At 64.6% G+C, this 23,694-nt stretch carries 29 protein-coding genes; 21 read left to right on the top strand and 8 right to left on the bottom strand.

Translation table 11 applies throughout. The features are described from left to right. Positions 1-1,605: family 2A encapsulin nanocompartment cargo protein cysteine desulfurase (locus ETQ85_RS09465; RefSeq protein ID WP_148578793.1), on the top strand; the 1,605-nt coding region annotated here is incomplete at its 5' end. A gap of 130 nt (positions 1,606-1,735) precedes the next feature. Here the strand turns inward: ETQ85_RS09465 and ETQ85_RS09460 are convergent. The 3 genes from ETQ85_RS09460 to ETQ85_RS09450 form a co-directional block, all read right to left on the bottom strand. Next, a complete protein-coding gene (locus ETQ85_RS09460; RefSeq protein ID WP_148578792.1) occupies positions 1,736-2,200 on the bottom strand; it encodes a hypothetical protein in 465 nt (154 codons plus the stop codon). A 100-nt stretch (positions 2,201-2,300) separates the two neighbouring features. Next, positions 2,301-4,571, bottom strand: a complete 2,271-nt coding sequence (locus ETQ85_RS09455) for an AAA family ATPase (RefSeq protein WP_148578791.1) — start codon at positions 4,569-4,571, stop codon at positions 2,301-2,303. A gap of 2 nt (positions 4,572-4,573) precedes the next feature. Further along, positions 4,574-5,008, bottom strand: a complete 435-nt coding sequence (locus ETQ85_RS09450; protein ID WP_148578790.1) for a hypothetical protein — start codon at positions 5,006-5,008, stop codon at positions 4,574-4,576. Positions 5,009-5,100: 92 nt separating this feature from the next. Between ETQ85_RS09450 and ETQ85_RS09445 the strand changes: the two genes are divergently transcribed. The 15 genes from ETQ85_RS09445 to ETQ85_RS09375 all read left to right on the top strand — a co-directional run bounded on the left by ETQ85_RS09445 (position 5,101) and on the right by ETQ85_RS09375 (position 14,936). Further along, positions 5,101-6,102: a helix-turn-helix transcriptional regulator gene (locus tag ETQ85_RS09445; RefSeq protein ID WP_148578789.1), complete on the top strand. Its 1,002-nt coding sequence runs from the start codon at positions 5,101-5,103 to the stop codon at positions 6,100-6,102. A 225-nt stretch (positions 6,103-6,327) separates the two neighbouring features. Next, a complete protein-coding gene (gene nifB / locus ETQ85_RS09440; protein WP_148578788.1) occupies positions 6,328-7,878 on the top strand; it encodes a nitrogenase cofactor biosynthesis protein NifB in 1,551 nt (516 codons plus the stop codon). A gap of 42 nt (positions 7,879-7,920) precedes the next feature. Next, positions 7,921-8,115, top strand: a complete 195-nt coding sequence (locus ETQ85_RS09435; protein ID WP_148578787.1) for a 4Fe-4S dicluster domain-containing protein — start codon at positions 7,921-7,923, stop codon at positions 8,113-8,115. 2 nt (positions 8,116-8,117) lie between these two features. Then, positions 8,118-8,504: a HesB/IscA family protein gene (locus tag ETQ85_RS09430; protein WP_148578786.1), complete on the top strand. Its 387-nt coding sequence runs from the start codon at positions 8,118-8,120 to the stop codon at positions 8,502-8,504. Positions 8,505-8,517: 13 nt separating this feature from the next. After that, on the top strand, positions 8,518-9,081 hold the full coding sequence (locus ETQ85_RS09425; protein ID WP_148578785.1) for a hypothetical protein: 564 nt from the start codon (positions 8,518-8,520) through the stop codon (positions 9,079-9,081). Next, entirely contained in the window at positions 9,078-9,863 is a 786-nt protein-coding gene (locus tag ETQ85_RS09420) for a 4Fe4S-binding leucine-rich repeat protein (protein WP_148578784.1), read from the top strand. Before ETQ85_RS09425 ends, ETQ85_RS09420 begins: the two co-directional genes overlap by 4 nt. Beyond that, a complete protein-coding gene (locus ETQ85_RS09415; protein ID WP_148578783.1) occupies positions 9,856-10,194 on the top strand; it encodes a nitrogen fixation protein NifZ in 339 nt (112 codons plus the stop codon). The genes ETQ85_RS09420 and ETQ85_RS09415 overlap by 8 nt, the downstream gene beginning before the upstream one ends. A 4-nt stretch (positions 10,195-10,198) precedes the next feature. After that, complete coding sequence (locus tag ETQ85_RS09410; protein WP_148578782.1) at positions 10,199-10,453, top strand: nitrogen fixation protein NifZ; 255 nt, start codon at positions 10,199-10,201, stop codon at positions 10,451-10,453. Positions 10,454-10,478: 25 nt separating this feature from the next. Continuing rightward, positions 10,479-10,814, top strand: coding sequence for a DUF3024 domain-containing protein (locus tag ETQ85_RS09405; protein WP_222862119.1), 336 nt, complete (start codon positions 10,479-10,481; stop codon positions 10,812-10,814). A gap of 10 nt (positions 10,815-10,824) precedes the next feature. Next, positions 10,825-11,970, top strand: coding sequence for a cysteine desulfurase family protein (locus ETQ85_RS09400; protein ID WP_148578780.1), 1,146 nt, complete (start codon positions 10,825-10,827; stop codon positions 11,968-11,970). Between the two features lie 41 nt (positions 11,971-12,011). Then, positions 12,012-12,224, top strand: a complete 213-nt coding sequence (gene nifT, locus ETQ85_RS09395; protein ID WP_148578779.1) for a putative nitrogen fixation protein NifT — start codon at positions 12,012-12,014, stop codon at positions 12,222-12,224. After that, positions 12,221-12,487, top strand: a complete 267-nt coding sequence (locus tag ETQ85_RS09390; RefSeq protein WP_187394654.1) for a hypothetical protein — start codon at positions 12,221-12,223, stop codon at positions 12,485-12,487. The genes nifT and ETQ85_RS09390 overlap by 4 nt, the downstream gene beginning before the upstream one ends. Positions 12,488-12,489: 2 nt before the next feature. Continuing rightward, on the top strand, positions 12,490-13,686 hold the full coding sequence (locus ETQ85_RS09385; protein ID WP_187394653.1) for a DegT/DnrJ/EryC1/StrS family aminotransferase: 1,197 nt from the start codon (positions 12,490-12,492) through the stop codon (positions 13,684-13,686). 19 nt (positions 13,687-13,705) lie between these two features. Beyond that, positions 13,706-14,584: an SIR2 family protein gene (locus tag ETQ85_RS09380; protein ID WP_148578777.1), complete on the top strand. Its 879-nt coding sequence runs from the start codon at positions 13,706-13,708 to the stop codon at positions 14,582-14,584. 55 nt (positions 14,585-14,639) lie between these two features. Further along, positions 14,640-14,936: a 2Fe-2S iron-sulfur cluster-binding protein gene (locus tag ETQ85_RS09375; protein WP_148578776.1), complete on the top strand. Its 297-nt coding sequence runs from the start codon at positions 14,640-14,642 to the stop codon at positions 14,934-14,936. Positions 14,937-14,956: 20 nt separating this feature from the next. Here the strand turns inward: ETQ85_RS09375 and ETQ85_RS09370 are convergent, their stop codons facing one another. Genes ETQ85_RS09370 through ETQ85_RS09350 form a run of 5 tightly spaced genes read right to left on the bottom strand, consistent with a single transcriptional unit; the run spans position 14,957 to position 18,375 of the window. Beyond that, a complete protein-coding gene (locus tag ETQ85_RS09370; protein ID WP_148578775.1) occupies positions 14,957-15,391 on the bottom strand; it encodes an ArsC/Spx/MgsR family protein in 435 nt (144 codons plus the stop codon). A 19-nt stretch (positions 15,392-15,410) separates the two neighbouring features. Further along, on the bottom strand, positions 15,411-16,352 hold the full coding sequence (gene draG / locus ETQ85_RS09365) for an ADP-ribosyl-[dinitrogen reductase] hydrolase (RefSeq protein ID WP_148578774.1): 942 nt from the start codon (positions 16,350-16,352) through the stop codon (positions 15,411-15,413). Continuing rightward, on the bottom strand, positions 16,345-17,214 hold the full coding sequence (locus ETQ85_RS09360; RefSeq protein ID WP_148578773.1) for an NAD(+)--dinitrogen-reductase ADP-D-ribosyltransferase: 870 nt from the start codon (positions 17,212-17,214) through the stop codon (positions 16,345-16,347). Before ETQ85_RS09360 ends, draG begins: the two co-directional genes overlap by 8 nt. A gap of 23 nt (positions 17,215-17,237) precedes the next feature. Continuing rightward, positions 17,238-17,825, bottom strand: coding sequence for a hypothetical protein (locus tag ETQ85_RS09355; RefSeq protein ID WP_148578772.1), 588 nt, complete (start codon positions 17,823-17,825; stop codon positions 17,238-17,240). Further along, complete coding sequence (locus tag ETQ85_RS09350; RefSeq protein ID WP_148578771.1) at positions 17,806-18,375, bottom strand: group II truncated hemoglobin; 570 nt, start codon at positions 18,373-18,375, stop codon at positions 17,806-17,808. Before ETQ85_RS09350 ends, ETQ85_RS09355 begins: the two co-directional genes overlap by 20 nt. 491 nt (positions 18,376-18,866) lie before the next feature. On the opposite strand from ETQ85_RS09350, the gene nifH reads away from it, so the two are divergent. The 5 genes from nifH (at position 18,867) to ETQ85_RS09325 (ending at position 23,694) form a co-directional block, all read left to right on the top strand. After that, positions 18,867-19,742 (top strand): nitrogenase iron protein, encoded by an 876-nt coding sequence (gene nifH, locus ETQ85_RS09345; RefSeq protein WP_148578770.1) that lies wholly within the window; start codon positions 18,867-18,869, stop codon positions 19,740-19,742. 143 nt (positions 19,743-19,885) lie between these two features. Then, positions 19,886-21,334 carry a nitrogenase molybdenum-iron protein alpha chain gene (nifD, locus tag ETQ85_RS09340; protein ID WP_148578769.1) on the top strand — a complete coding sequence of 483 codons (1,449 nt, stop codon included), beginning with the start codon at positions 19,886-19,888 and terminating at the stop codon, positions 21,332-21,334. A gap of 66 nt (positions 21,335-21,400) precedes the next feature. Then, positions 21,401-22,960, top strand: a complete 1,560-nt coding sequence (gene nifK / locus ETQ85_RS09335) for a nitrogenase molybdenum-iron protein subunit beta (protein WP_148578768.1) — start codon at positions 21,401-21,403, stop codon at positions 22,958-22,960. Between the two features lie 66 nt (positions 22,961-23,026). Beyond that, complete coding sequence (locus ETQ85_RS09330) at positions 23,027-23,374, top strand: 2Fe-2S iron-sulfur cluster-binding protein (protein WP_148578767.1); 348 nt, start codon at positions 23,027-23,029, stop codon at positions 23,372-23,374. Between the two features lie 86 nt (positions 23,375-23,460). Then, positions 23,461-23,694, top strand: coding sequence for an FmdB family zinc ribbon protein (locus tag ETQ85_RS09325; protein WP_148578766.1), 234 nt, complete (start codon positions 23,461-23,463; stop codon positions 23,692-23,694).

The raw sequence follows: 23,694 nt of genomic DNA, 5'->3' as shown, positions 1-23,694 counted from the left end.
GGTCGGCCCGGTGCGCCGGGGCTCGGCGTGCCGGAGGCCTACGCCGCCGCACTGCCAACCTTCAGCCCGCCGGCTTCGCCGCCGCCGCTGGCGCCCTCCACACCCTTTTACTTCCTGGGTGAAGCGGGGGCTTTCCAGTCGGCGCCGCAAGCCCTCGGGGCTGCACCGATTGCCGAAAACCGTGTGGTGCCCCAGTCCTTCGGGCTGCCGGGCGAAGCGGAACTGCACCAGATCCTCGCCGAACTCGGCGGTGATCGCCGCAGCGCCCAGGCTCCCCAGCCGGGCACTGCGCCGGGGCATTTCTACTTTCTCGACACGGCCGGCGTGCAGACGCAGGACGCCAGCGTGCCGGCCACCCCGGCATCGGCCCATCCGGCCTTTGACGTGCAGGCGGTGCGGCGGGATTTTCCGATCCTCCAGGAGCGGGTCAATGGCCGCCAACTGATCTGGCTCGACAACGCGGCGACGACCCACAAACCGCAATCGGTGATCGATCGGCTGGCGTACTTCTACCAGCACGAGAACTCCAACATCCACCGGGCCGCGCATGAACTCGCCGCCCGGGCGACGGATGCCTACGAGGGGGCGCGCAGCAAGGTGGCGCGCTTCATCGGGGCCTCGTCTACGGAGGAGATCATCTTTGTGCGCGGGGCCACCGAAGGCATCAACCTGATCGCCAAGACCTGGGGCTGGCAGAACGTGGGCGAGGGCGACGAGATCATCGTCTCCAACCTCGAACACCACGCCAACATCGTGCCCTGGCAGCAGCTCGCCGCCGCCAAGGGTGCCAAGCTCAAGGTGATTCCGGTGGATGACACTGGTCAGGTGCTGCTCGACGAGTACCGCAAGCTGCTCACCGAGCGCACCAAGATCGTTTCGGTGACGCAGGTTTCCAACGCCCTCGGTACCGTGGTGCCGGTGAAGGAAATCGTCGCCATGGCCCACCAGGCCGGTGCGCTGGCGGTGGTCGATGGGGCTCAGTCGGTGTCGCACATGCGGGTCAATGTGCAGGAGATCGACGCGGACTTCTTCGTTTTCTCGGGCCACAAAGTGTTCGCGCCGACCGGCATTGGTGCGGTGTATGGCAAGCGGGCGATTCTCGAAGACATGCCTCCGTGGCAGGGCGGCGGCAACATGATTGCCGACGTGACCTTCGAGAAGACCATTTACCATGCTCCGCCGACCCGCTTTGAAGCGGGCACCGGCAACATCGCCGACGCGGTGGGTCTGGGCGCGGCCATCGACTACGTGGAACGCCTCGGCATGGAGAACATTGCCCGTTACGAGCATGACCTGCTTGTGTATACGACGCGTGCGCTCCTGAGCGTGCCCGGCCTCAAGCTGATCGGTACCGCCCGGGAAAAGGCCAGCGTCAGCTCCTTCGTCCTCGACGGTTACCGGCCGGAAGAGGTGGGTCGGGCGCTCAACGAGGAAGGCATTGCGGTGCGCTCCGGCCACCACTGCGCCCAGCCGATTCTGCGACGCTTTGGACAGGAAGCCACCGTGCGGCCGTCGCTGGCCTTCTACAACACCTGCGACGAGATCGATACCCTCGTGGCGGTGCTGCACCGGCTGGCGCGCGGCAAGGGACGTATCGGCCGCTGATGCGCTGACAAAAGCACCGACCGCGGAACGCAGGTTCCACGCGTCTGGATGGCTGTCTTGCTGTTTGCGTTTGCAGCAAGACAGCCGCCCATCCCCGCCTGGGGGAATGGCCGCTTGGGCAGGAGTCCGATCAGATCAGGCGTACCTGCCAGCGATACCACTTGGCTGACAACATCTTTGCCAGCGCTCCCGCCATGCCTTCAAGCTTTTCGTCGAGCGCGCCGTCTTTACCGGCCGCCAGGAAGGCGATCTTGTTCGACCAGCTCACCCGGACGCCAGGGCTGGCGTGGCCGTCGAACTCAAGCATTTCGTGTTCCAGCACGACATCGCCCCACGGCTTTGCTTCGAAAATCTTGCTCAGAGCACCGTTTTCGATGGCCTGCAGATAAAACACGACGTCTTTCTCATCGGCGTACACCCGGCTTTCGTCGTCAGGTGCGCGTGTTATCGCCGTCGTCGGACCGAGTGCCACGACGACGCAGGTGTGTTTGTAGAGCGCCTGCATCCTGCGCATCAAGTTCTCATTTGGCCCGGTTTCCGCCAGTGCCTTGAGAAGCGTGCTTTGTTCGATCTGAAATTGCTCGTACTTGTCCATGCTTGTTCGGGTGGGTGATGAAAGGCGGGTTCGCATTATTCAGCAACAGCCGTGCAAGCGTATTGATGCCGGAGCAGACTTGTCTTTCCGGACTATCCTCTCAAGCCGCCACGGCGCCACTCTTCTCCTTCCAGCGGCACTCCGTCATCAGGCGGCGCAGAAACTCCTCGGGCATCAGGTCCTCGCCGAGCAGGTTCCTCTGGCGCACCACATTCGCAAAGTCTCCGGGGGTCAAGTGTTCCAGGCTCTGCAGTTTGCGGGCGAGCAGTGGCGGAATGGCATTGATGTCTTGTCCGCCCAGCGCTTCGCGGGCGAACAGGGCCAGGCGCTGGGCGGGCGCGAGCGGTCGGAAGTGCAGCTTGAAGTCGAAGCGGCGCAGCGCAGCGGCGTCGAGTCCGTCCATCAGGTTGGTGGCGGCGATGAAGATTCCCGGAAAGTGCTCGATCTGCTGCAGGAGTTCATTCACCTGGGTCGTCTCCCAACTGTGCTTGGCCTGGCGCCGGTCATGCAACAGGCTGTCCACCTCATCGAGAAAAAGCACGCTGCGTTCAGCATCCAGGTTGTTGAAGAGGGTGGCGAGGTTGCGTTCGGTTTCACCAACGTACTTTGATACCAGATCTGACGTTGCACGGACCACCAGTTCACGGCCGAGGGCATCGGCCAGCACATGGGCGAACTCGGTCTTGCCGGTGCCCGGTGGCCCATAGAAACACAGGCGTCCCTGCCCATTGCGTTCGAGCGCTGTGGCGATCCTCCCCGGTGCGATGCCACCGGCGAGGTTCAGATAGGCCACATCGAATGCGGTGGCCGACTTGCGCTGGCGGGGGGAGGCACTACCGTGAAGCAGGCGCCGACTGGCGGCCACTCCGTCGCGGACTGCGTCCACCGGGTCGGCATCCGGCTGCAGATCGAGGAGGCGCCGGGCGGCGCCCAGTTGGGCAGGCAGGAGTGCCGCATCGGCGGCCAGTTCGTCAAGAAGATCGGCTGGCAGGACGGTGTCGCCCAGGTGGCATTCGGCCATTCGCCGGCGCACGCTTTTAGGGGGTGTAGTGAACGCCACCGGCAGCAGGAAACGGCGCAGGAAGGCCGGGTCCATGTTCTCTGCGTTATTGGTGATCCATACGGCGGGGATGGGGTTGTCCTCCAGGGTGCGGTTCATCCAGCCCTTGTCGCCATCGACGCGACCCACCATTCCGCCAAACAGCGCCAGCAGGGGGTGATGTCCGCTGCCGAAAGCATCTTCCACTTCGTCAAAAATCACCAGGCAGTCGGTGCGCCCGCGGAGCAGGCGCTGGAGAAGCAGGTAGGCACCGAGGCGTCCCTGGCGCGAGAGCCCCTCGCCATCCTCGTCGGCTGTCTTTACCCGGTAGGCGGTCAGTCCGGCCGCTGTGGCCAGCCCTTGAGCGAATTCCGTCTTGCCGGTGCCCGGCGCGCCGTAGAGGAGGGCATTGACTCCCTGCGCTCCCTGCCCGGCGGCCCGAGCCAGCACGCGCTGCAGGCGCTCGCCGTCGCGACCGAGGTGCGGAAAGTCGGCCAGCGTCCAGCGGGACTCCGGTGCTGGTTCGACGATAGCGGACAAGAGCGCGGCGTCATTCTCTGGAGCGATAATCAGGATGTCGCTGAGGAGGTCTTCCGGCGTCAGAAAATCCTCCAGATCACAGCGGGCCCGGTTTCTTGTGCTCAGCAGTTGCAGGCTGCGCAGGGATCCGGTGCGACCCAGGGCCTGCTGGAGTGCACTGATGGGCTGGTCAAGGGCGGCGGCCAGACAGGCGTAATTGTTCCGCAGGCCCGAGCACTGCGATTCGCGCAGGAAATCACCAAAAGCCGGCGTCTGGGTGCGCTTCTCGGCAAAGTCCAGGATCGCCGTTTCGACCGGGTTGAGCCCTGCGCTGGTCGCGATCACCGCCACGCTGGGGTGTGTCGGTGTGGTGCCGTCCTGGGCCGCCAGGCGCTGCAGGGTTGTCTTCGGAATGGAGGCCAGGGTGTCGGCCAGGTAGGCACGCATGCGCTGGCCCGGCACGCCGCGCAGGCTTCGACGGCTGGGCGCAACCAGGAAGTCCGGCAGATCGTCATCGCAGAAGGCGTCTTCGGCACTGTCCCCGGTTTCCACTTCCCTTTCCTCCTTTTTCTGCCACTGGGCTGTGAGGGTGACCAGCACGCGCGGCTCGATCAGCGGCACACACAGGGCCCACAACGCACCCAGAAAATCCGAATCTTCGAGTCGACCGAGCAGTTCGGGGCGCTGGGTGAGCAGTTGCAGGGCATAGCGGCCGGCCCTGCGCTGCTCGGCCGGTACCACACTGAAGTCGGCACGCCAGGGGCAACGCATGGATGGGCGCGGCGTGCGGGGCGACGGGGAAGGCTTGGGCATGATCAGTTCTCCTCGGAAGTCCAGGCTTGCAGACGACGGCTGTCGAAATGCCACACTACGAAGTCACCGCGATGGGGGCCTTCCTCGATGAAGACGCCGAGCGCGAGATCCAGGGGTTCGCGGAAATACGCGTCACCGGAATCCTTCTCCGTATCGAATACCGGTGAATCGAGTACCTCGACGACAATGGCCGGCTTGCCGTAGGTTGGCCAGCGCCGATTCTTGAGTCCGACCTTCCAGCCGACCACGTCACCCGCCTGAAATGCCTGGCGGCAGTTGAGGCTCGCGAAACGTGCGCGCAGGGCGGTGGCCAGATCGTCCAGCGGCGAGTCGAGTGGTTCATCGTCGAACAGCAGCGTCTCGGGGCTGCTCTCGTCGATTCCAATCTTTGCGAGCAACTCGCGGGAGGACAGGGGGCTGGGTTTTTTGGGGCTCATTACATTCTCCTGGCAGCTTCAATGGACGTATTTAAGCAGTCGGATACGTCATGAAATGTCGTACTCTGGAAGCCTTTGCGAGGAGAGAAAAGATGGCAGCCTACAAGGAGCGTATTGATCGACTGGCGATGCTGGTGACCTTGATTCCGGTGCATCTTGCGAAGGAAGACTGCCCGGATCCAGGCCGCCTGCTGACCAGCATGGCCGAGCAGTACGACCTGCGGGCCAGCCGCCGGGCGATCCAGCGGGATTTGGAGGCCCTGGTGAAAGAGGGCCGGATCGCGGTAGTCAATCCCGGTGGCAAGCCGTTGCGTTATCGCCGTCTCGTCGATGCCGATGCGGTCGACCTGCGCATGTGGGACTATGCCCGCCAGCTGATGGGCGCCCTGATCCGGGATGCCCTGCCGGAACGTCGGCTCGAGCGGATCTGGGCCAAGTTGCGGGAGGAGGGTGACGAGTTCGGACTGGGGGAGGACAAGCTGTGCATTCTCAGCGATACCCAGCGCCTGTTGCCGGCGGATATCCGCGAGGATGTGCTCGCCGCCACGCTCGAGGCCCTTTCACTGTCGCAAACGCTACAGGCCGCCTACCGGGATCGGGAGGGCAAGCTCACCCGTCCCACCCTGCATCCACAGGCCCTGCTTCAGCGGGGGCCGCGGCTGTATCTCTTTGCGTTGAAGAACGATGAAACCGAGCCGGTGCGCATGTACGCGCTGCACCGTTTCATCAGTGCGAAGCTCGGTGACGGTGCTGCCCGCGTTTCAGGGAGCTTCAATTTGCAGAGCGCTGTACGTAAAGGCCAGGTGGATTTCGCCGGAGATCATCAGGTTGCGCTTGAACTGCGCGTGCGCGGCTACGTGGCCGAACTGCTGCGCGATTGCCCCTTGTCCGAAAATCAGCTTATCGAGGAGGAGCCCGAGGGGAGCCCCTTTGTCGCCCGCGTCCGGGCCACCGTTCCGGACACCGGCCAGTTGCTGCGCTGGGTGCTGGGATGTGGCGCCAATGTGGAGGTGCTGGCGCCCGCCAGACTGCGTGAAGTGGTGGCAGCCCAGGCGGCCACGGTAGGCGCGTTGTACCGCAGCGAATCCCGATGAAGTCCTGACTGCCGGGGCGCTCCGGCGCCTTGTTCCTTTTGTCGCAACACCGACACGCCCAACAGCGCGCCGCACGTTTTGTGACGACCACTACATTTTTCATGTCCCTGCGTGAACAAAACAAGCCAATGATTTAAAAAGAAAATATGTGCTGGCATGGATCTGGCTATTTGTCTTTCAAACGACACGTAAACGCCCCCCGAACAGAGACAAGGAGCCGCCCCCATGCAAAGCGCCTATATCAGCCTTGGTGACCTGAAAGCCAATCGCAATGCGCTGGCCGCACCCGCCGCCAGCGCAGCGTCCGGATGTTCCACCACGGGTAGTGCCGGGAAGTCCAGTTGCGGCTCCTCTGACGGCCCCGACGACATGCCGCCGGAAATCTGGGAGAAGGTGAAGAACCACCCCTGTTATTCCGAGGAAGCCCACCACCATTACGCCCGCATGCACGTGGCGGTGGCGCCGGCCTGCAACATCCAGTGCAATTATTGCAACCGCAAATACGATTGCTCCAACGAGTCGCGTCCGGGGGTGGTGTCGCAAAAGCTCACGCCCGACCAGGCGGTGAAGAAGGTGCTCACCGTGGCCAGCGAGATTCCGCAGATGACGGTGCTCGGCATCGCCGGCCCGGGTGATGCGCTGGCCAATCCGAAAAAGACGTTCGAGACCTTCCGCCAGCTGCAGGAGAAGGCGCCGGACATCAAGCTGTGTCTCTCCACCAACGGCCTGGCCCTGCCCGATTACGTGGATGAGATCTGCCGCTACAACATTGACCACGTGACGATCACCATCAACATGGTCGATCCGGCGGTGGGCGAGAAGATCTATCCGTGGATCTACTGGGATCACCGGCGCATCACCGGCTACGAAGCGGCGAAGATCCTCCACGAGCGCCAGATGCTCGGCCTGGAGATGCTCACTGCCCGCGGCGTGCTGACCAAGATCAACTCGGTGCTGATCCCCGGCATCAACGATCAGCACCTGATGGAAGTGAACCGCGAGGTGAAGAAGCGCGGCGCCTTCCTGCACAACATCATGCCGCTGATTTCCGAAGCGGAGCATGGCACCCATTTTGGTCTTACCGGCCAGCGCGGCCCTTCGGCCCAGGAGCTGAAGGAAGTGCAGGACGCCTGTGCCGGCGGCGCCAACCTGATGCGTCACTGTCGCCAGTGCCGCGCCGATGCGGTCGGCCTGCTCGGCGAAGACCGTTCCGACGAATTCACCCTCGACAAGATCGAGGAGATGGAGATCGTCTATGACCTGGACAAGCGCCGCGAGTACCAGGAGAAGGTCGAGTCCGAACGCCAGGCCCAGCATGCCGCGAAGGAAGAAGCCCTGGCCGAAGCCGGTGGTGACGACGGCATGAAGGTGCTGGTGGCGGTGGCAACCACCGGCGGCGGCAAGGTCAACGAACACTTCGGCCACGCCACCGAATTCCAGATCTACGAGCTCACCGGCGCCTCCACCGCCTTCATCGGCCATCGCCGGGTGGATCTCTACTGCCAGGGCGGTTATGGCGAGGACGAGCAACTGCCTTCCATCGTCAATGCGATCAACGACTGTCACGCCGTGCTGGTGGCCAAGATCGGTGCCTGCCCGCGGGACGAACTGAAGGCCGCCGGCATCGAGCCGGTCGAGGAATACGCCCACGAGTTCATCGAGAAGGCGGCTCTCGCCTGGTTCGCCGGCTACCGCAAGCGTGTTGCGGCGGGCGAGATCGAACACGTCGAGCGCGGCGACGCCAGCATCCGACAGGGCGCCGTGATGGCGGCCTGACCTGATATCCCATTTCGTACCCACCACCGCAAGGAGACCATCATGGCCTACAAAATCATCGGTTCCACCTGCTCGGGCTGCTCCGCGTGCGACCCGGCATGTCCCAACGAAGCGATCCGCGAGAAGAGCGGCGTCTTCATCATCGACCCGGCCAAATGCACCGAATGCGTCGGCCACTTCGACTCGGCGCAATGCGTGGCGGTGTGCCCGGTCGATGGCTGCATCGTGAAGGCCTGATCATGCTGCCCAATGTGATCGTGAAGGCGGGCGCCGAAAAGTTCATGCGCCGCATGGTGCGTTTTGCGGGGCTGGGCGCCGAGGCCGGTTTTCGGCTGACGGTGACGACCGGTGGCTGCTCGGGTTACAGCGCCGAATTCACCGTCGAGGGCACGCCCCGCGACGGTGACGAGGTACTGCCGGTTGGCGACCTGAATGTCTTTCTGCCGGCCGAGTCGCGCTTGCTCCTCGAAGGCGTGACCATCGATTTTGCCGACACGCCCTCCGCCAGCGGCCTGAGCTTCCACAACCCCAACGCGGGTGCCTGTGGCTGTTCGTCGAGCAGTGGCACCAGCGCACAGCCGCCGGGCGTGGCGACGGTGGATATCAGCGCCATCCGGCGTACGTGAAGCGGAGACGGGCATGTCTGCGGCCAGCGAGATTCCCGGTGCCTTGCCCGCTTTCGAGGATGCCGTTCTCGGCGCGGGGCTCGACCCCGCCGTCGAGACGCTGATCGACAAGGCCGGGCGTGCCGGCATTGGTGACGAGGGGGCGCTGCAGATGCTGCTCCTGGCCCGCTCGCTGGCACCCGCCCACCCGGCACCGCTGATTGCCCATTACCGTTTTCATTTCTACGCCAACCGCCTGGCCGATGCGCGGGCGGTGGCGCTGGACGCCGTGGCCCTCGCCGCCCGGCAGCTCGGTCTGCCCGCCGACTGGCGACAGGTCAGGCCGGAAGCCCAGTGGGGCCCCGCCCGGCTGGCCGAATTGCGGGCCCACGCGGTGGCCCCGCGCTTCTACCTGTTTGCACTGAAGGGCTACGCCTACCTGAACCTGCGCCTTGGGGCGGCGGAAGAGGGCCGTGCCGTGCTTGATCTGCTGGAACAGCTCGATCCGAGTGACAGCCTTGGCCACCGGGTGCTTGGCACGGTGCTGGCCCGGGCCGGACGTGACGTGGACTATGACGAGCCGGAGCCTGCCTCATGACTGCCACCTCACACCGACTCCCCGCCGAGCCGCCCAGCGTGGACTGGCTGGGGCAAGCCCTCGACTGCGCCACCTGCGACAACCGTGGCCTGCTGGCCGAGGGCAAGTGCCAGCCTGCTTTTTCCTGCGTGTTCGATCGTTACGCCAAGCGCATCGACCGTTTCTTCCGCTGGAATCCGGCGCTGGCCAACAATTACCTGGAACACCCCTATTTCGAGGTGCGTGCGGTGGCCTCCCGCTCCGCCGACGTCTTTCGCCTGGTCGGGCTGATGTACGACCCGGACGAAACCGTGCGCCTTCATGTGGCCCTGCGTTTGCCTCAGCGTCTGCTCGCCGAGCTGCGCGCCGATCCGGACCGGGAAGTGCGCATCCGCGTCGCCCACCGCCTTGATGCCAGCCTGCTGGGCGGCATGGTCGACGATCCGGACTATTTTGTGCGTCAGCTGGTGGCCCAGCGTCTGCCCTTGCCGCTGCTGCCGCGCATGGCCCGCGACCCCGATCGGGAAGTGCGCCTGGTGGTGGCTGCCCGTTTGCAGGTGCCGGCCCTGCTGGTACTGCGTGACGATCCGGAAGTGGACGTGCGGCGGTCTGTGGCGCGTCGCTTGCCGGCCGGGCTGCTCGGCGAAATGGCCCGCGATCCGGCTTGGGAGGTGCGCTGGGAGGTCGCCCAGAAGGCCAGCGAACTGCTGGCCCGCAGCCTGCTCCTCGATGAAGAAGCCGAGGTTCGCGACGCCGCCCGCGACCGTCTTGCCACTCTTAAACCGGAGGCCCGCCATGGGTGATATTTCCCGCGACAGCGACGTGATCGAACTTGAAGGCCCGCCCCAGTTTGACTTCGGCGAACGGGTCGTCAGCCGCTACAAGGTGCGCAACGACGGCACCTATCCCGGCAAGGATGTGGGCGAGGTGCTGGTGAACAAGGGTGATGTGGGTTACGTCACCTCGGTCGGCACCTTCCTCCAGCAGTTCTACATCTACGCGGTCGAGTTCGTCGCCAGCGGCCATCGGGTCGGCATGCGCGCCCGTGAAATCGTCTCCCTCGACAAGTTGCCGCCCCATGTCGTCGAAGCCCTCGGCGACAAGGCGGCGCTGCTCGCCCACATCAAGGAGTAAGACCATGACCGAAGTGCGTGAAGCGAAATATCAGTGGGGTCAGCCGGTTACGGCCGCTGTTGATCTGTTCAACGATGGCAGCCACCCGGAAGTGCCCGAGGACGAGCTGATCGTGGCCGCCGGCACGACCGGCGAGGTGGTGCAGATCGGCCACCACGAGGAAGCCAACATCCCCGTCTATATCGTCGAGTTCGGTGCCACCGAAGCCCGGATCGGGCGCGTGGTGGGCTGCCTCGAAGAGGAGCTGGCGGCGGCCTGAGCGCCGCCCGTCGCGGGGGATGACGATGATCCGCCAAGCCACCGTCAGCGGCCCCGGCGAACTTGTCCGCCGGCGCATCCTGCGCGAGCTGGAGCGGCGCAGCCGCTACCGCTACGTGCGGCCCGAGGTGAGCTGGCACGACGGAGGCTGGCAGGTGTGCAGCCCATGCTGCTCGCGCAATGTGGACGCCGACGGCGGGGTGATCGACATCGCCCGCCTGGAAAACCCGGAGCCCGACCTGTGGCGCCTCTACGCCCGCGACCACGTGCTCGGACGCTGGCTCTGGCAGGCCAGCGCGGCGCGCATCGAGGAACTGCTGGCCCTGGTGGTCGAAGATGTCCACCGGGTGTTCTGGCCATGAGGAGGCGTCGATGATCTACCTGGACAACAACGCCACAACCCGGCCGCTGCCAGCGGTGGTTGCCGCCGTCGCCGAGGCGCTGAACGTGCACTGGGCCAACCCGTCGTCGAAGCACCCGGCCGGGCAGGAGGCCCGCCGGCTGCTGACCGAGGCCCGCGCTGAGGTTGCCCGGTTGCTCGGTGCCCAGCCGGCCGAGGTGGTGTTTACCGCCAGCGCCACCGAGGCCAATGCCATGGCATTGCATGCGGCCCTGGCGGTGCCGGATGCGCCCCGGCGGCTGGTGCTGTCGGCCATCGAGCACGCCGGTTTGCAGCAGGTGGCAAAGGCGCTGGCCGGGGAGGGGGTCGAAGTCCTCATTCTGCCGGTGGACACGCACGGCGTGATCGTCACCGCAGCCCTGCCGGCCTTGCTCGCCGATGGCGCGGCAGTGGTCTCGGTGATGGCCGCCAACAACGAAACCGGCGTGATCCAGCCGGTGGCCGAGGTGGTGCGTCTGGCGCGTGCCGCCGGTGTGCCGGTGCATGTGGACGCCACGCAGATGGCGGGTCGCCTGCCGGTGGATTGTGCGGCCCTGGGGGCGCGCTTCGTGAGTGTGTCGGCCCACAAGCTGCACGGTCCCAAGGGCATCGGCGCACTGGTAGTGAAAAAGGGTGCTCCCTTCGCCCCGCTGCTGCCCGGCCAGCAGGAGCGCAAGCGCCGCGGCGGCACCGAGAATTTTCCTGGCATTGCCGGCTTTGCGGCCGCCGCCCGCCACGCCCTGGCCAGTCTGTCAGGCGCCGAGGGGCTGCACATTGCGGCCCTGCGCGACGCCCTCGAAGCCGGCCTTGCCGCCGCGCTGCCGGATGTGCGGGTGTTCGGCGCCGGGGTGCCGCGTCTGCCCAACACCACCTGCATGGCTTTCGGGGCGCTGGATGCGGAGGTGGTGCTGCAGCGCCTGGCGCGCGCCGGCATCTGTGCCTCAAGTGGCTCGGCCTGTAGTGCCGGCGGTACGGCAGCCTCCCACGTGCTGCTGGCGATGGGCGTGGAAGAGGCGGCCGCCCGTGGTGCGGTGCGCTTCTCCCTGTCGGCCGACACCACGCCGGGCGACATCGCCACCGTCATCCAGATCCTGCAGGCAGCCCTGGCACCGCTGCTTGCCGAAGTCCTGACCGCATGAACCGATCCTGAACCGATGCACCCACCGCCTGGAGCCACCCCATGAAACTCATGCTGCGCAATACCGCTCAGGGCCTGTCGGCCTACGTGCCGAAAAAAGACCTCGAAGAACCGGTGGTCTCGAAGGAAAAGGAAGGCCTGTGGGGCGGCACCATCACCCTTGCCAACGGCTGGGTGCTGGCCCTGCCCGAAATGGCCGCCGACACCCGCCTGCCGATCACCGTCGAAGCCCGCAAGGTCGGGGGAGGTGAATGATGGCCCTGACCCCTGATGACCTGGCCGTGCTGACCCGGCTCGGCAACATCGCCGCCGATGTGCAGGCACTGGCTGCGTCGGCCCGCAGCCAGTGGCGCGAACTGCGTGTGACGGTGGTGGATGCCCTCGACGTGCGTGGCGAAACCCCGGTGCTGGTGACCGCCGCCGCCAATGTTTTCCTGCTGGAATCGGACGGCCATTGCTGGTCGATGACGACCGATCCCGCTGCCGCTGCCGGCCTCATGCTGGCAGCCCGGAGCTGATCATGGATGCACCTGTCGACAAAGCCGTCATCGACCATGACGAAGACTGGATCCTGCTCACCGACCCCGATGTGGGCGGCCTTGAGCTGCAGCGGGTGATCGGTGCCCTGCGCAGCTCGCGTCTGTCTGCCGGCACCCGGGTGGAGGATTTCGAGGCCGAATTCGCCGCCCGGCACGGCCGTACCTACGCCATCGCCACCGCCAGCGGCACCCTCGGCATGTGGCTGGCCCTGCGCGCGCTCGGCATCGGGCCGGGGGACGAGGTGATCGCCTGCAGTTACGGCTGGCACCAGACCGCCCACGCCATCCTGCTGGCCGGGGCAACGCCGGATTTTGCCGAGATCGACTACTGGTCGGGCTGCATCTCGCCGCTGGCGGTGGCCGAGCGGATCAAGCCCGCCACCAGGGCCATCATCGGCAACAACTGCAACGGCCACCCGGCGGCCTGGAAGGCTTTGCGTGAGCTGGCCGACAGCCGCGGCATCGTTCTCATCGAGGATTCGACGGAAGCGATCGGCTCCCGCTACATGGGCAAGCCGGTGGGCAGCTTCGGCGACCTGTCGGTGTTCGATTTCTCCCAGCCCGGTGCCCTGTGCTGCGGCGAGGGCGGCATGGTGCTGACCGACGATCCGCAGCTGGCCACCGAGCTGCGCTACCTGCGTGCCCATCGCCTCGCCGACCGCACCTCCGTGTCGATCGGCAGCCGGGTGCCGCTGCAGGCCGGCATGAGCGATCTGACGGCGGCCCTCGGGCTGGCCCAGCTCGAACGTCTCGACGAAATCCTGGCCCGTCGCAAGCGCGTCGAGGGTTTCTACCGGGACGAGATGCAGAGCTTCGAGGGCATCAAGCCGCCTTACCTGGGGCCGGACGTGGACGAGGTGCACTGGATGCTCTACGTGGTCCATCTGGGGGCGCGCTTCAGTGCCAGCTCGCGGGCCCAGATCGTCGACGACCTGGAGGCCGATCTGATCGAAGCGGCGCCCTTCAGTGCGCTGCTGCACCAGCAATTTGCCTATCAGCCCCTCGGTGAGGCCCACAACTGCAAGCGCGGTTGCCTGAAGAACACCGAACGCATCGGCGACCGCTCGCTGGCGCTGCCCTTCTATGGGCAGATGGACGCCGACGAGGTGCGGTTTCTCGTCAAGACGCTGAAGGATGCCTGCACCAACGTAGGCGCCGGCGCCGCGATCTACCTGTAAGACATTTCCAGAGGCTTCCATGACCGCCACCCTAGCTGCTCCGCTCCCCTCCGAAATCCTGCCCGACGGCTTGCCCGTCAGCCTGATCGAAGCCCTCGCCGAGGGCCGCGTGGTGCCTTACCTCGGCCCCCGTGTGCTGGCGCAGGCGCCCGACTACCCGGTTCCGGCAACCCCGGAAGCCCTTGTCGCGCTGCTCACCGCCAAGAGTTCGGTGCCCCACAAGATCCGTACGCGCCTGACCCAGTCGGCCCAGTACATCGAGAACTTCAAGCATCGCAAGACACTGGTCGGGCTGATGAACGAGGCCTTCGCCGCGCCGCCCAGCCCGTCACCCTTGCACATGGCGCTGGCCGGCTATGGCTTTCCGCTGATTGTCGATGCCTGGTACGACGACGCCATGAGCGCCGCGCTGGCCGCCGAGGCCGGCAATGAGTCGTGGGGCCAGGTGCAGGGCCTGGCCCAGTCGGAGCACTTCGGCACCTGGACCGGCTGGTATGACGCGGCCAGCCAGGCCGTACCCGACTATCGGCCAGACTGGAAAACCATTCTCTACAAGCCCATCGGTGCCCACGCTCCGGCCGGCAACTACCTGGTGTCGGATTCCGATTACGTCGAGGTGCTCACCGAGATCGACATCCAGACGCCGATTCCGGCCGAGGTCCAGCGCCTGCGCAGCGGCCGCAACTTTCTGTTTATTGGTTGCCGCTTCAATGATCAGCTGCCCCGTGCCTTTGCCCGCCAGATCATGAAGCGCTCGTCCGACCGCCACTGGGCCGTGTTGCCCGACGAGCTGACGCGCATGGAAACACGCTTTCTCGCCGAGCAGGGCATCGAGCGCATTCCCCTGTCGCTGGAGCAATTCGTGCCGGCGCTGCTGAAGTACCTGCGCCAGGTCTAGCCGATTCCGATTTCCGGTTCATTTTCTTTCCACTCCACCCCTCAAGGAAACAGCCATGGCTCAACTCACCATCCAGCCCTCCGGCACCGTCGTCGACGTGATCGCCGGCACGCCCTTGCTGTCGGCGATTCTCGCTGCCGGCGAAAAAATCCATCACAAGTGCGACGGCAAGGCCGAGTGCGGCAGTTGCCACATCTTCGTGCTGGAAGGTCGCAAGACCTTGCCGCGCATCCAGAAAATCGAAAACGAGCAGCTCGACGCCCTGGTGGGGGTCAGCAGCAAGTCGCGGCTTGCCTGTCAGACGCTGATGGGCGAAGAGGCGGTGACGATCGAATTGCTCAGCTTTGTCTGACCGCCAGACATTAAGCAACTTTATGTTTCCGGTGCCGGACACGGCCGGCCGGTCTGGTTGGCGGCGCAGCCTTCGGTGCGCCGTCCGTCCAGCTCCGCCAGGGCCTGGCTGTCCAGCCAGGCCGCTACGGCGGCCGGTTCGAATCCGACCAGGCGGCGTCCAGCGGCTTCCATCAGCGGACGCCGGATGAGCAGCGGTTCGGCGAGCAGCAGGGCCAGCGCCGCTTCAGGTTCGAGCTGTTCCGGCACCACCTCGCCGGACTTGAGCCGCGGTGCGGCCCGGTTGAACCACTCGGCGACCGGTAGTGGGGCGAGGAAGGCCAGCAGGCTGTCGGCACTCCACGGCCAGGCGAGCAGGTTGCGGACTTCCAGGGTGTGGCCGGCCGCTTCGAGCCAGGCCTTTTGCCTGGCGTTGCCGCCGCAGCCGGGCTTTTCGTAGAACAGTACGTGGGGCATTGCAGTCTCCTTTTGGAGGTTAGCGCCGCGGGTGCGCGGCGAGGCTCAGCAGCTTGTCGGTTTGGGTGACGATGGCCGTGGCGATAGTTCGGTCGAGACGGTCGAGCCACTGGCGGGGCAGGGCGCTGGCGCCGCACTGGGCGCCGTGGAGCATGCCGACCAGGGCGGCAGTGGTGTCGGCATCGTCGCCCCGGTTGACCGCGCCGATCAGCGCATCCTCGAAAGTCGCCTGACCGAAGCTGAAGTGCAGCACGGTCTGCAGGGTGTCCACCACGTAGCCGCTGGCTCGCCCGGGGTAGGGCTGGAAGCGGAACAGCGGGTGATCGGCAACGAAGGCGTCGGCCAGCGGCCGGCAGTCGGCGAGGTGGCCGCCGAGCAGCAGGCGGCGCAGCATCCGGCCGCAGATCAGGGTGGCGGCGTCGGAGAGGGCGTTGTTGTGGGTGAAGCGGGCCTGGGCCAGGCTGCGCGCTTCGAAGGCGGGTTCGTTGTGGAGGGTGGCCAGCACCACCGGCAGGTTGCGCATTACCGCGCCGTTGCCGGCATCGCCATCGCCTGCCGGGCCGGCGAAGGAGCCATCCGCCATGTAGCGCCGGATGCCGCGCCGGCAGGTGTTGCCGCAATCGACGGGCTTGCTGCGCAGCCAGGCTACGTAGGACTCGGCGACGGCCTTCATGCACCAGCCGTCGGCCTCGAGGATGGCCTTGCCGAGGGCCAGGCACATGGTGGTGTCGTCGGTGACCTGGCCGGGGGCGAGCTTGAGCCAGCCGCCGCCGCTCATGTGGCGGTGCACACCGAACTGGGCGACGATCTCCCGCGGTGTCATGAACTCGGTGGTGGCGCCAAGGGCGTCGCCGATGGCCAGTCCCAGGTAGGCGCCGAGGGCCTTGTCGAGCAGGCTGCCGGGGCGCAGGCCGGCGGGCAGCGTAAAGGTGCGCGGGCGCAGGAGGAGGGCGTCAAGCATAGCGGGCCACCACTTCGTATTCGCCGCCGATCACCAGCACTTCACTCTCGCCGGCCAGCGGCACGCCGGGCAGCAGATCGGGAAAGAACAGGATCTTCACCACCGGCACCCGCGCTTCGAGAATCCAGTCGCCGAACTCGTCGGCCCGTTCGCGGGAGGTGGAGAAGGACACCACGTTGTTGAGGCGTAGTACGCAGGTCCGGTCGCGCCGGTCGCCGGCTATCACGCGCTGTTCGGTGAAGTCGTTGATGCCGCGCCACAGGGTGACGTGGCCGCGGGCGGGCAGGCCAAAGTTCTGGATCGCCCATTGGCAATATTCGAAGAGCAGGTCGAGTTGCTGATGGATGCAGTTGTTGTGGAAGCGGCTGCCGCCCTTTTCCTCGATGTAGGTGATCCACGCCGGGGAGGGGAAGCGTCCGAGGGGGGCCTTGTGAAAGGTCGGCACCAGCCCGAAGCGGCTCTCGGCCCAGCCTTTCAGTACCGCCCCGGCGGCGGAGTTGGAGTCCAGCCCCCAGCCCTGCAGCAGCTTGAGGTAGCTGGAACGGTGGCGGGCCCGCGGTAGCGCGCGGGTGCCCGGCTCGGGCGGGGTGAGGCCGAAGACGATTTCCATGAAGTGCCGAAACACGATGGATGCAGCCGCCAGGTTGTCGGCGCCCTCGAGCAGCCGGAACAGGCCGCGATGGGTTTCGCGGACGCCGGCGATGGAGAGCGGCCGGGGATGGGTGTTGAAGGCGGTGGCGCCGAGCAGCCCGACCGGCAAGCCGACCAGGTTGGTCGTGTACCAGCGGTCGGGCTCGGTGCCCCGTCCGTCTCCGGCCCAGTCTTCGGCCACCGCCCCGCGGCGGGGCGACGGCTCGTTCATCGCTTGTGCTCCGGTGGGCCGGATCAGACCGGGCGGTTGGCGCCAAGGTCGCGGATCGGGCCCATGATCTTGAGGCCTTCTTCGTAGCTCAGCGGGGTGTAGCTGGCCGAGAACTTGGTGGCGGCGTTGGCCACGGCGTCGAGCTTGCCGGCGGTATCGAATTTCTTGAGATCGATCTTCTCCAGGTAGAAGAGGTCGAGGGTCTCGTTGTAGACGGTGGCCTCGTCGATGGGCAGCACGCTGTAGGTGATGTCGCCCATTTTGACGGTGTACTTCTTCGACAGGTCCATGTTGTCGCAGAAGACGATGTACTTGCCGGTCGGGGTGAAGTAGGGACCCATCACCTCGTGGACCAGCGCCAGGTATTCGAAGGACAGCAGGAAGCTGGTGAAGAAGGGAATGGTTGCGCCGTCATCACAGACCATCATGACCTGGTCGGTGCAGATTTCCGGCGGGCGCTTTTCGTCGGCGAACTGCTCGGCAAACTTCAGCGCGACGTCGCCACGAAAGCCGTAGCGGCCGGCTTTCTTGGTTTCTCCCTTGAATACCGGATTAAGCAGACGGCCCTTTTCGTCGAGGTCGAGGATGGCATTAGTGAGAGTGGTGGTCATGGCTGCTTCCTTTGTCATTGCGGATGAAATCGGCGGTCTTGAGGAACGCGCGGGTGAGTTGATTCTTGAGTTCCGGGTCAGCGACCAACTCGTCGAGTGCGCCGGTCATGCAGCGCATCCAGGCGTCCCGTTCGGCAGCGCCGATGGGGAAGGGCAGGTGCTTGCGGCGCAGGCGCGGGTGGCCGCGTTCGGCGGAGTACACCTGCGGCCCGCCGGTCCATTCGGTGAGGTAGCGCACCAGCACTTCCTTGACCGGGGCCAGGTTGGGGCCGTGCATGGCGCGAATGCCCGCCGCCTCGGGGAGGCTGTCCATCAGCGCGTAAAAGCGTTCAACCAGTTGCTCGATGACGGCAATGCCACCCAGCTGGGCGAAATGGGGATTGCCGTCGCCGGGTTCCGAAGCCACCGAGGGGGCGGGGAGCGCCTGCGCCACCGGCGCCGGTTCGCCATACAGGGGCACCGCCCAGCCGTCGCGGGACAGATAGCCGACCACGACCCGGTCGGGACACGGGGGCTGGGTTTCGGGGGCGGCGGAGGCGCGCTTGTTCATGGTGATCGCTCCTGGCATGTCGCGGGGGGCGCCGGGGCCGAAGAGCCCGACAGTCGCCTGTTCATTCTTCTATAGGCAATTGTTGTGCCGCGTCCCGAAACACCCCGGCCTTTTGGGATAAACGCTTATCCGTCAAGGGCTTGGCGGTGTCTGCCGGCTTTTGGAGGGTGACCACTGAAGGATTGCAGGACCTGTGTCATTCCTGACAGCGCTGGGGCCTTTGTCGTATTCCACACAAAGTCCGGAATCCCTTTTGGATACCTCTATTTTTTATTATTTTTCTTTTTAAACAGTGGCTTGCGCATTTTTTTCGAATCTGGCACGGCGATTGCTGAATGCTTGTCGCACCGATCAAGGCTTGCCGCAGCGTGTGAATACGAAGAGCAAAACTGACACGAAGGCTGCATTCCGGTTGCAAGGTAAATGGGTCCCAACACCCGGAATTCGTCAGTGCTGAAAACAACCGTTCTATTCATCCAGGAGATCTGAACATGGCTGCACTTCGTCAAATTGCCTTCTACGGCAAAGGTGGTATCGGTAAATCCACCACCTCCCAGAACACCCTCGCCGCGCTGGCCGAAATGGGTCAGAAGATCCTGATCGTCGGCTGCGATCCGAAGGCCGACTCGACCCGCCTGATTCTCCACGCCAAGGCCCAGGACACCGTTCTGTCCCTGGCTGCCGAAGCCGGTTCGGTGGAGGACCTGGAAATCGAGGACGTCCTGAAAGTGGGTTATCGCGACATCCGTTGCGTCGAGTCCGGTGGCCCGGAACCCGGCGTCGGTTGTGCCGGTCGCGGTGTGATCACCTCGATCAACTTCCTTGAGGAAAACGGTGCTTACGACGGCGTCGATTACGTCTCCTACGACGTGCTCGGTGACGTGGTGTGTGGTGGTTTCGCGATGCCGATTCGCGAAAACAAGGCTCAGGAAATCTACATCGTCATGTCCGGCGAAATGATGGCCATGTACGCCGCCAACAACATCTCGAAGGGCATTCTGAAGTACGCCAACTCGGGTGGCGTGCGTCTGGGCGGGCTGGTCTGCAACGAGCGCCAGACCGACAAGGAACTGGAACTGGCCGAGGCCCTGGCCGGCAAGCTGGGCACCAAGCTGATCCACTTCGTACCCCGCGACAACATCGTCCAGCACGCCGAACTGCGCCGCATGACGGTCATCGAGTACGCCCCGGAATCGAAGCAGGCCGCCGAGTACCGCACCCTGGCCCAGAAGGTTCACAACAACGCCGGCAACGGGACCATCCCGACGCCGATCACGATGGATGAACTCGAAGACCTGCTGATGGACTTCGGGATCATGAAGAAGGAAGACGAGTCCGTCATCGGCAAGGCAGCCGTCGCGGCCTGACCCGTCGAGAGTCGAGGGTCGAGAGTCGGTGCTGGTTGCGCCGGCTCTCCTCCGGTGCCTTCGGGCAGCGGCCGACAAGGCCTGTTCCCGGCTCTCCGCTCTCTACTCTCGACCCACTTTGATTAAATGACAGGAGCGATGAAATGAGCCTGACCGTTGATGAAAACAAGGCACTGATCGAAGAGGTGCTCAAGGCCTATCCGGAAAAAACCGCCAAGAAGCGTGCCAAGCATCTGGGCACTTTCGAGGAGGGCAAGCCGGATTGCGGCGTGAAGTCCAACATCAAGTCCCTGCCGGGCGTGATGACGATTCGTGGCTGTGCTTACGCCGGTTCCAAGGGCGTGGTGTGGGGCCCGATCAAGGACATGATCCACATTTCCCACGGCCCGGTGGGCTGTGGCCAGTATTCCTGGGCCTCGCGGCGCAACTACTACATCGGCGAAACCGGCATCGACACTTTCGGGACGATGCAATTCACGTCCGACTTCCAGGAGAAGGACATCGTTTTTGGCGGTGACAAGAAGCTGGAAAAGATCATCGACGAAATCGAGGTGCTGTTCCCGCTGAACAAGGGCATCACGATCCAGTCGGAATGCCCGATCGGCCTGATCGGCGACGACATCGAAGCGGTGTCGAAGAAGAAGGCCAAGGAGTACGTCGGCAAGACCATCGTGCCGGTGCGCTGCGAAGGTTTTCGTGGTGTCAGCCAGTCCCTTGGCCACCACATTGCCAACGATGCGGTGCGTGACTGGATCTTCGACAAGGTGGATCCGAACAAGAACACCTTCGAGGCGACGCCCTACGACGTGGCCATCATCGGCGACTACAACATCGGTGGCGATGCCTGGTCGAGCCGCATCCTGCTCGAAGAAATGGGCCTCCGCGTGATCGCCCAGTGGTCGGGTGACGGCACCATCGCCGAGCTGGAGAACACCCCGAAGGCCAAGCTCAACGTGCTGCACTGCTACCGCTCGATGAACTACATCAGCCGGCACATGGAAGAGAAGTACGGGATCCCCTGGGTCGAGTACAACTTCTTCGGCCCGTCGATGATCGAGAAGAGCCTGCGCGAGATTGCCAGCCACTTCGACGACACCATCAAGGCCAATACCGAAGTGGTGATCGCCAAGTACCGGGCCATGGTCGACGAGGTCATCGCCAAGTACAAGCCGCGCCTTGAAGGCAAAAAGGTGATGCTCTTTGTCGGCGGTCTGCGCCCGCGTCACGTCATTGGCGCCTACGAGGATCTGGGCATGGAAGTGGTCGGTACCGGCTACGAATTCGGCCACGGCGACGACTACCAGCGCACCACGCACTACGTGAAGGACGGCACGCTGATCTACGACGACGTGACCGGCTACGAGTTCGAGAAGTTCGTCGAGAAGGTCCAGCCCGACCTGGTCGGCTCCGGCATCAAGGAAAAGTACATTTTCCAGAAGATGGGCGTGCCTTTCCGCCAGATGCACAGCTGGGACTACTCCGGCCCGTATCACGGCTACGACGGTTTCGCGATCTTCGCCCGTGACATGGATATGGCGATCAACTCGCCGGTCTGGGGCCTCACCAAGGCTCCGTGGAAGAAGGCTGCCTAAGGCTGCTTCCGGGCGGGGCCCTGGCCCCGCCGCCCCGCCCTGATTACTGATTCAAGGAGTGCTGACATGCCCCAAAACGTCGAAAAGGTTCTTGACCACGAAACCCTGTTCCGCGAGCCGGAATACAAGGCCATGTTCGAGAACAAGCGGACCAACTTCGAGTTCCGCGTGCCCGCCGAAGATCTGGCCAACCAGATCGCCTACACCAAGAGCTGGGAATACCGGGAGAAGAACTTTGCCCGTGAAGCCCTGACGGTCAACCCCGCCAAGGCCTGCCAGCCGCTCGGCGCGGTGTTTGCCGCTGTCGGCTTCGAGAAGACCCTGCCTTTCGTGCATGGCTCCCAGGGTTGCGTGGCTTACTACCGCTCCCACTTTTCGCGTCACTTCAAGGAACCGACCTCCTGTGTCAGCTCCTCGATGACCGAGGATGCGGCGGTGTTCGGCGGTCTCAACAACATGATCGACGGCCTCGCCAACACCTACAACCTCTACAAGCCCGAGATGATCGCCGTGTCGACCACCTGCATGGCCGAGGTGATTGGTGACGACCTGGACGCCTTCATCAAGACGTCCAAGCAGAAGGGCTCCATTCCGGCCGAGTTCGACGTGCCTTTCGCCCACACCCCGGCCTTCGTCGGCAGCCACATCACCGGCTACGACAACGCGCTGCAGGGCATCATCAAGTACTTCTGGGACGGCAAGGCCGGCCAGGGCACGGCCCTGACCCGCGTGCCGAATGAGTCGATCAACTTCATCGGCGGCTTCGACGGCTTCGTGTGCGGCAACCTGCCGGAAATCCGCCGCATGCTCGGCCTGATGGGCGTCGATCACACCGTGTTGTGCGATCCGTCCGACGTGTGGAACACCCCCACCGACGGCGAATTCCGTATGTTTGACGGGGGTACCAGCAAGGCCCAGGTCGAGGCTGCGATCAACGCCAAGGCCACCATCAGCTTCCAGGGCTACTCCACCGAGAAGACCATGAAGCTGATCAAGGAGCACGGTCACGAAACCGTTTCCTTCAACCATCCGATGGGCGTCACCGGCACCGATGCCTTCCTGATGAAGGTCTCGGAAATCACCGGCAAGCCGATTCCGCCGGAGCTTGAGCGCGAGCGCGGCCGTCTGGTGGACGCCATCGCCGACAGCCAGGCCCACCTGCACGGCAAGCGCTTTGCCCTGTACGGTGATCCGGACCTGATGCTGGGGATGACCGCCTTCCTGCTCGAACTCGGCGCCGAGCCGGTTCATGTGCTCTCCACCAACGGCGACGCCGAGTGGGGTCGCAAGGTTCAGGCCCTGCTCGATGCCAGCCCCTTCGGCAAGAACTGCAAGGCTTACCCCAAGGCCGACCTGTGGCACATGCGCTCCCTGCTCTTCACCGAGAAGGTGGATTTCCTGATCGGCAACACCTACGGCAAGTACCTGGAGCGCGATTGCGGCACGCCGCTGATCCGCCTGGGCTTCCCGATCTTCGATCGCCACCATCATCACCGCTTCCCGATCTGGGGTTACCAGGGCGGCCTGCGCGTGCTGACCATGCTGCTCGACGAGTACTTCGAGGCTCTCGATGCCAACACCATGGGCATCGGAACCACCGACTACTCCTACGACATCATCCGCTGAGCGGCGCGGAAAGGGAGGCCTGCGGGCCTCCCTTTTTTTAACTATCGGACAAAGGCAAAAGCCATCATGGCCAACATTACTTTCAGCTCGCCCAAGATGAAGAAGGACGTCACGGTTTACGCGACGGCCGGCGACACCCACACCCTCCTGCTGATCGCCCAGAACAACAAGATTCCCGTCGAGTTCGAATGCGAAAACGGCGAATGCGGTTCCTGTTGCGTCGAGGTCCAGATCCTTTCCAACAAGACCCCGATGGGGATCGCCCTGACCGAAAAGGAGAAGGTTGCCCTGCGCCTGGCCGGCAAGATCACCAAGGAGCAGATCGCCGACGCCGAGGAGAAGGATCTGCCGCCGCCGTACCGGCTGGCCTGCCAGTTCATCGCCCGCAACGAAGACGTGCTGGTCAAGTTCTGAACCCTCCGCCTCCCGCGTCGCGCCCACGGCGTGCCGGAGGCGGAGCCAAGTCCGCATCCTGATTCTTATCCCGCGAGGGGCCCGCCATGCCGATCTACGATTTTCACTGCCTCGCCTGCGACCGCGTCTTCGAGCGGATCGTCCGCGCCGACGTCCTGCCGGCGTGTCCCCACTGCGCTGCCGAACAGGTTGAAAAGCTCGTCTCTATGCCTGCCGCCCCCGGCAAGTCCGCCGGCATTATCGCCAGCGCCCGCCGCCGGGCGGCGCAGGAAGGGCATCTGAGCAATTTCGGGTCGTCCGGCAAGGCGGGTAAAACCTAG

Source organism: Zoogloea oleivorans (genome assembly GCF_008107625.1).
Classification (GTDB): Bacteria; Pseudomonadota; Gammaproteobacteria; order Burkholderiales; family Rhodocyclaceae; genus Zoogloea; species Zoogloea oleivorans.
This window is presented reverse-complemented; position numbering and strand designations above follow the sequence as displayed.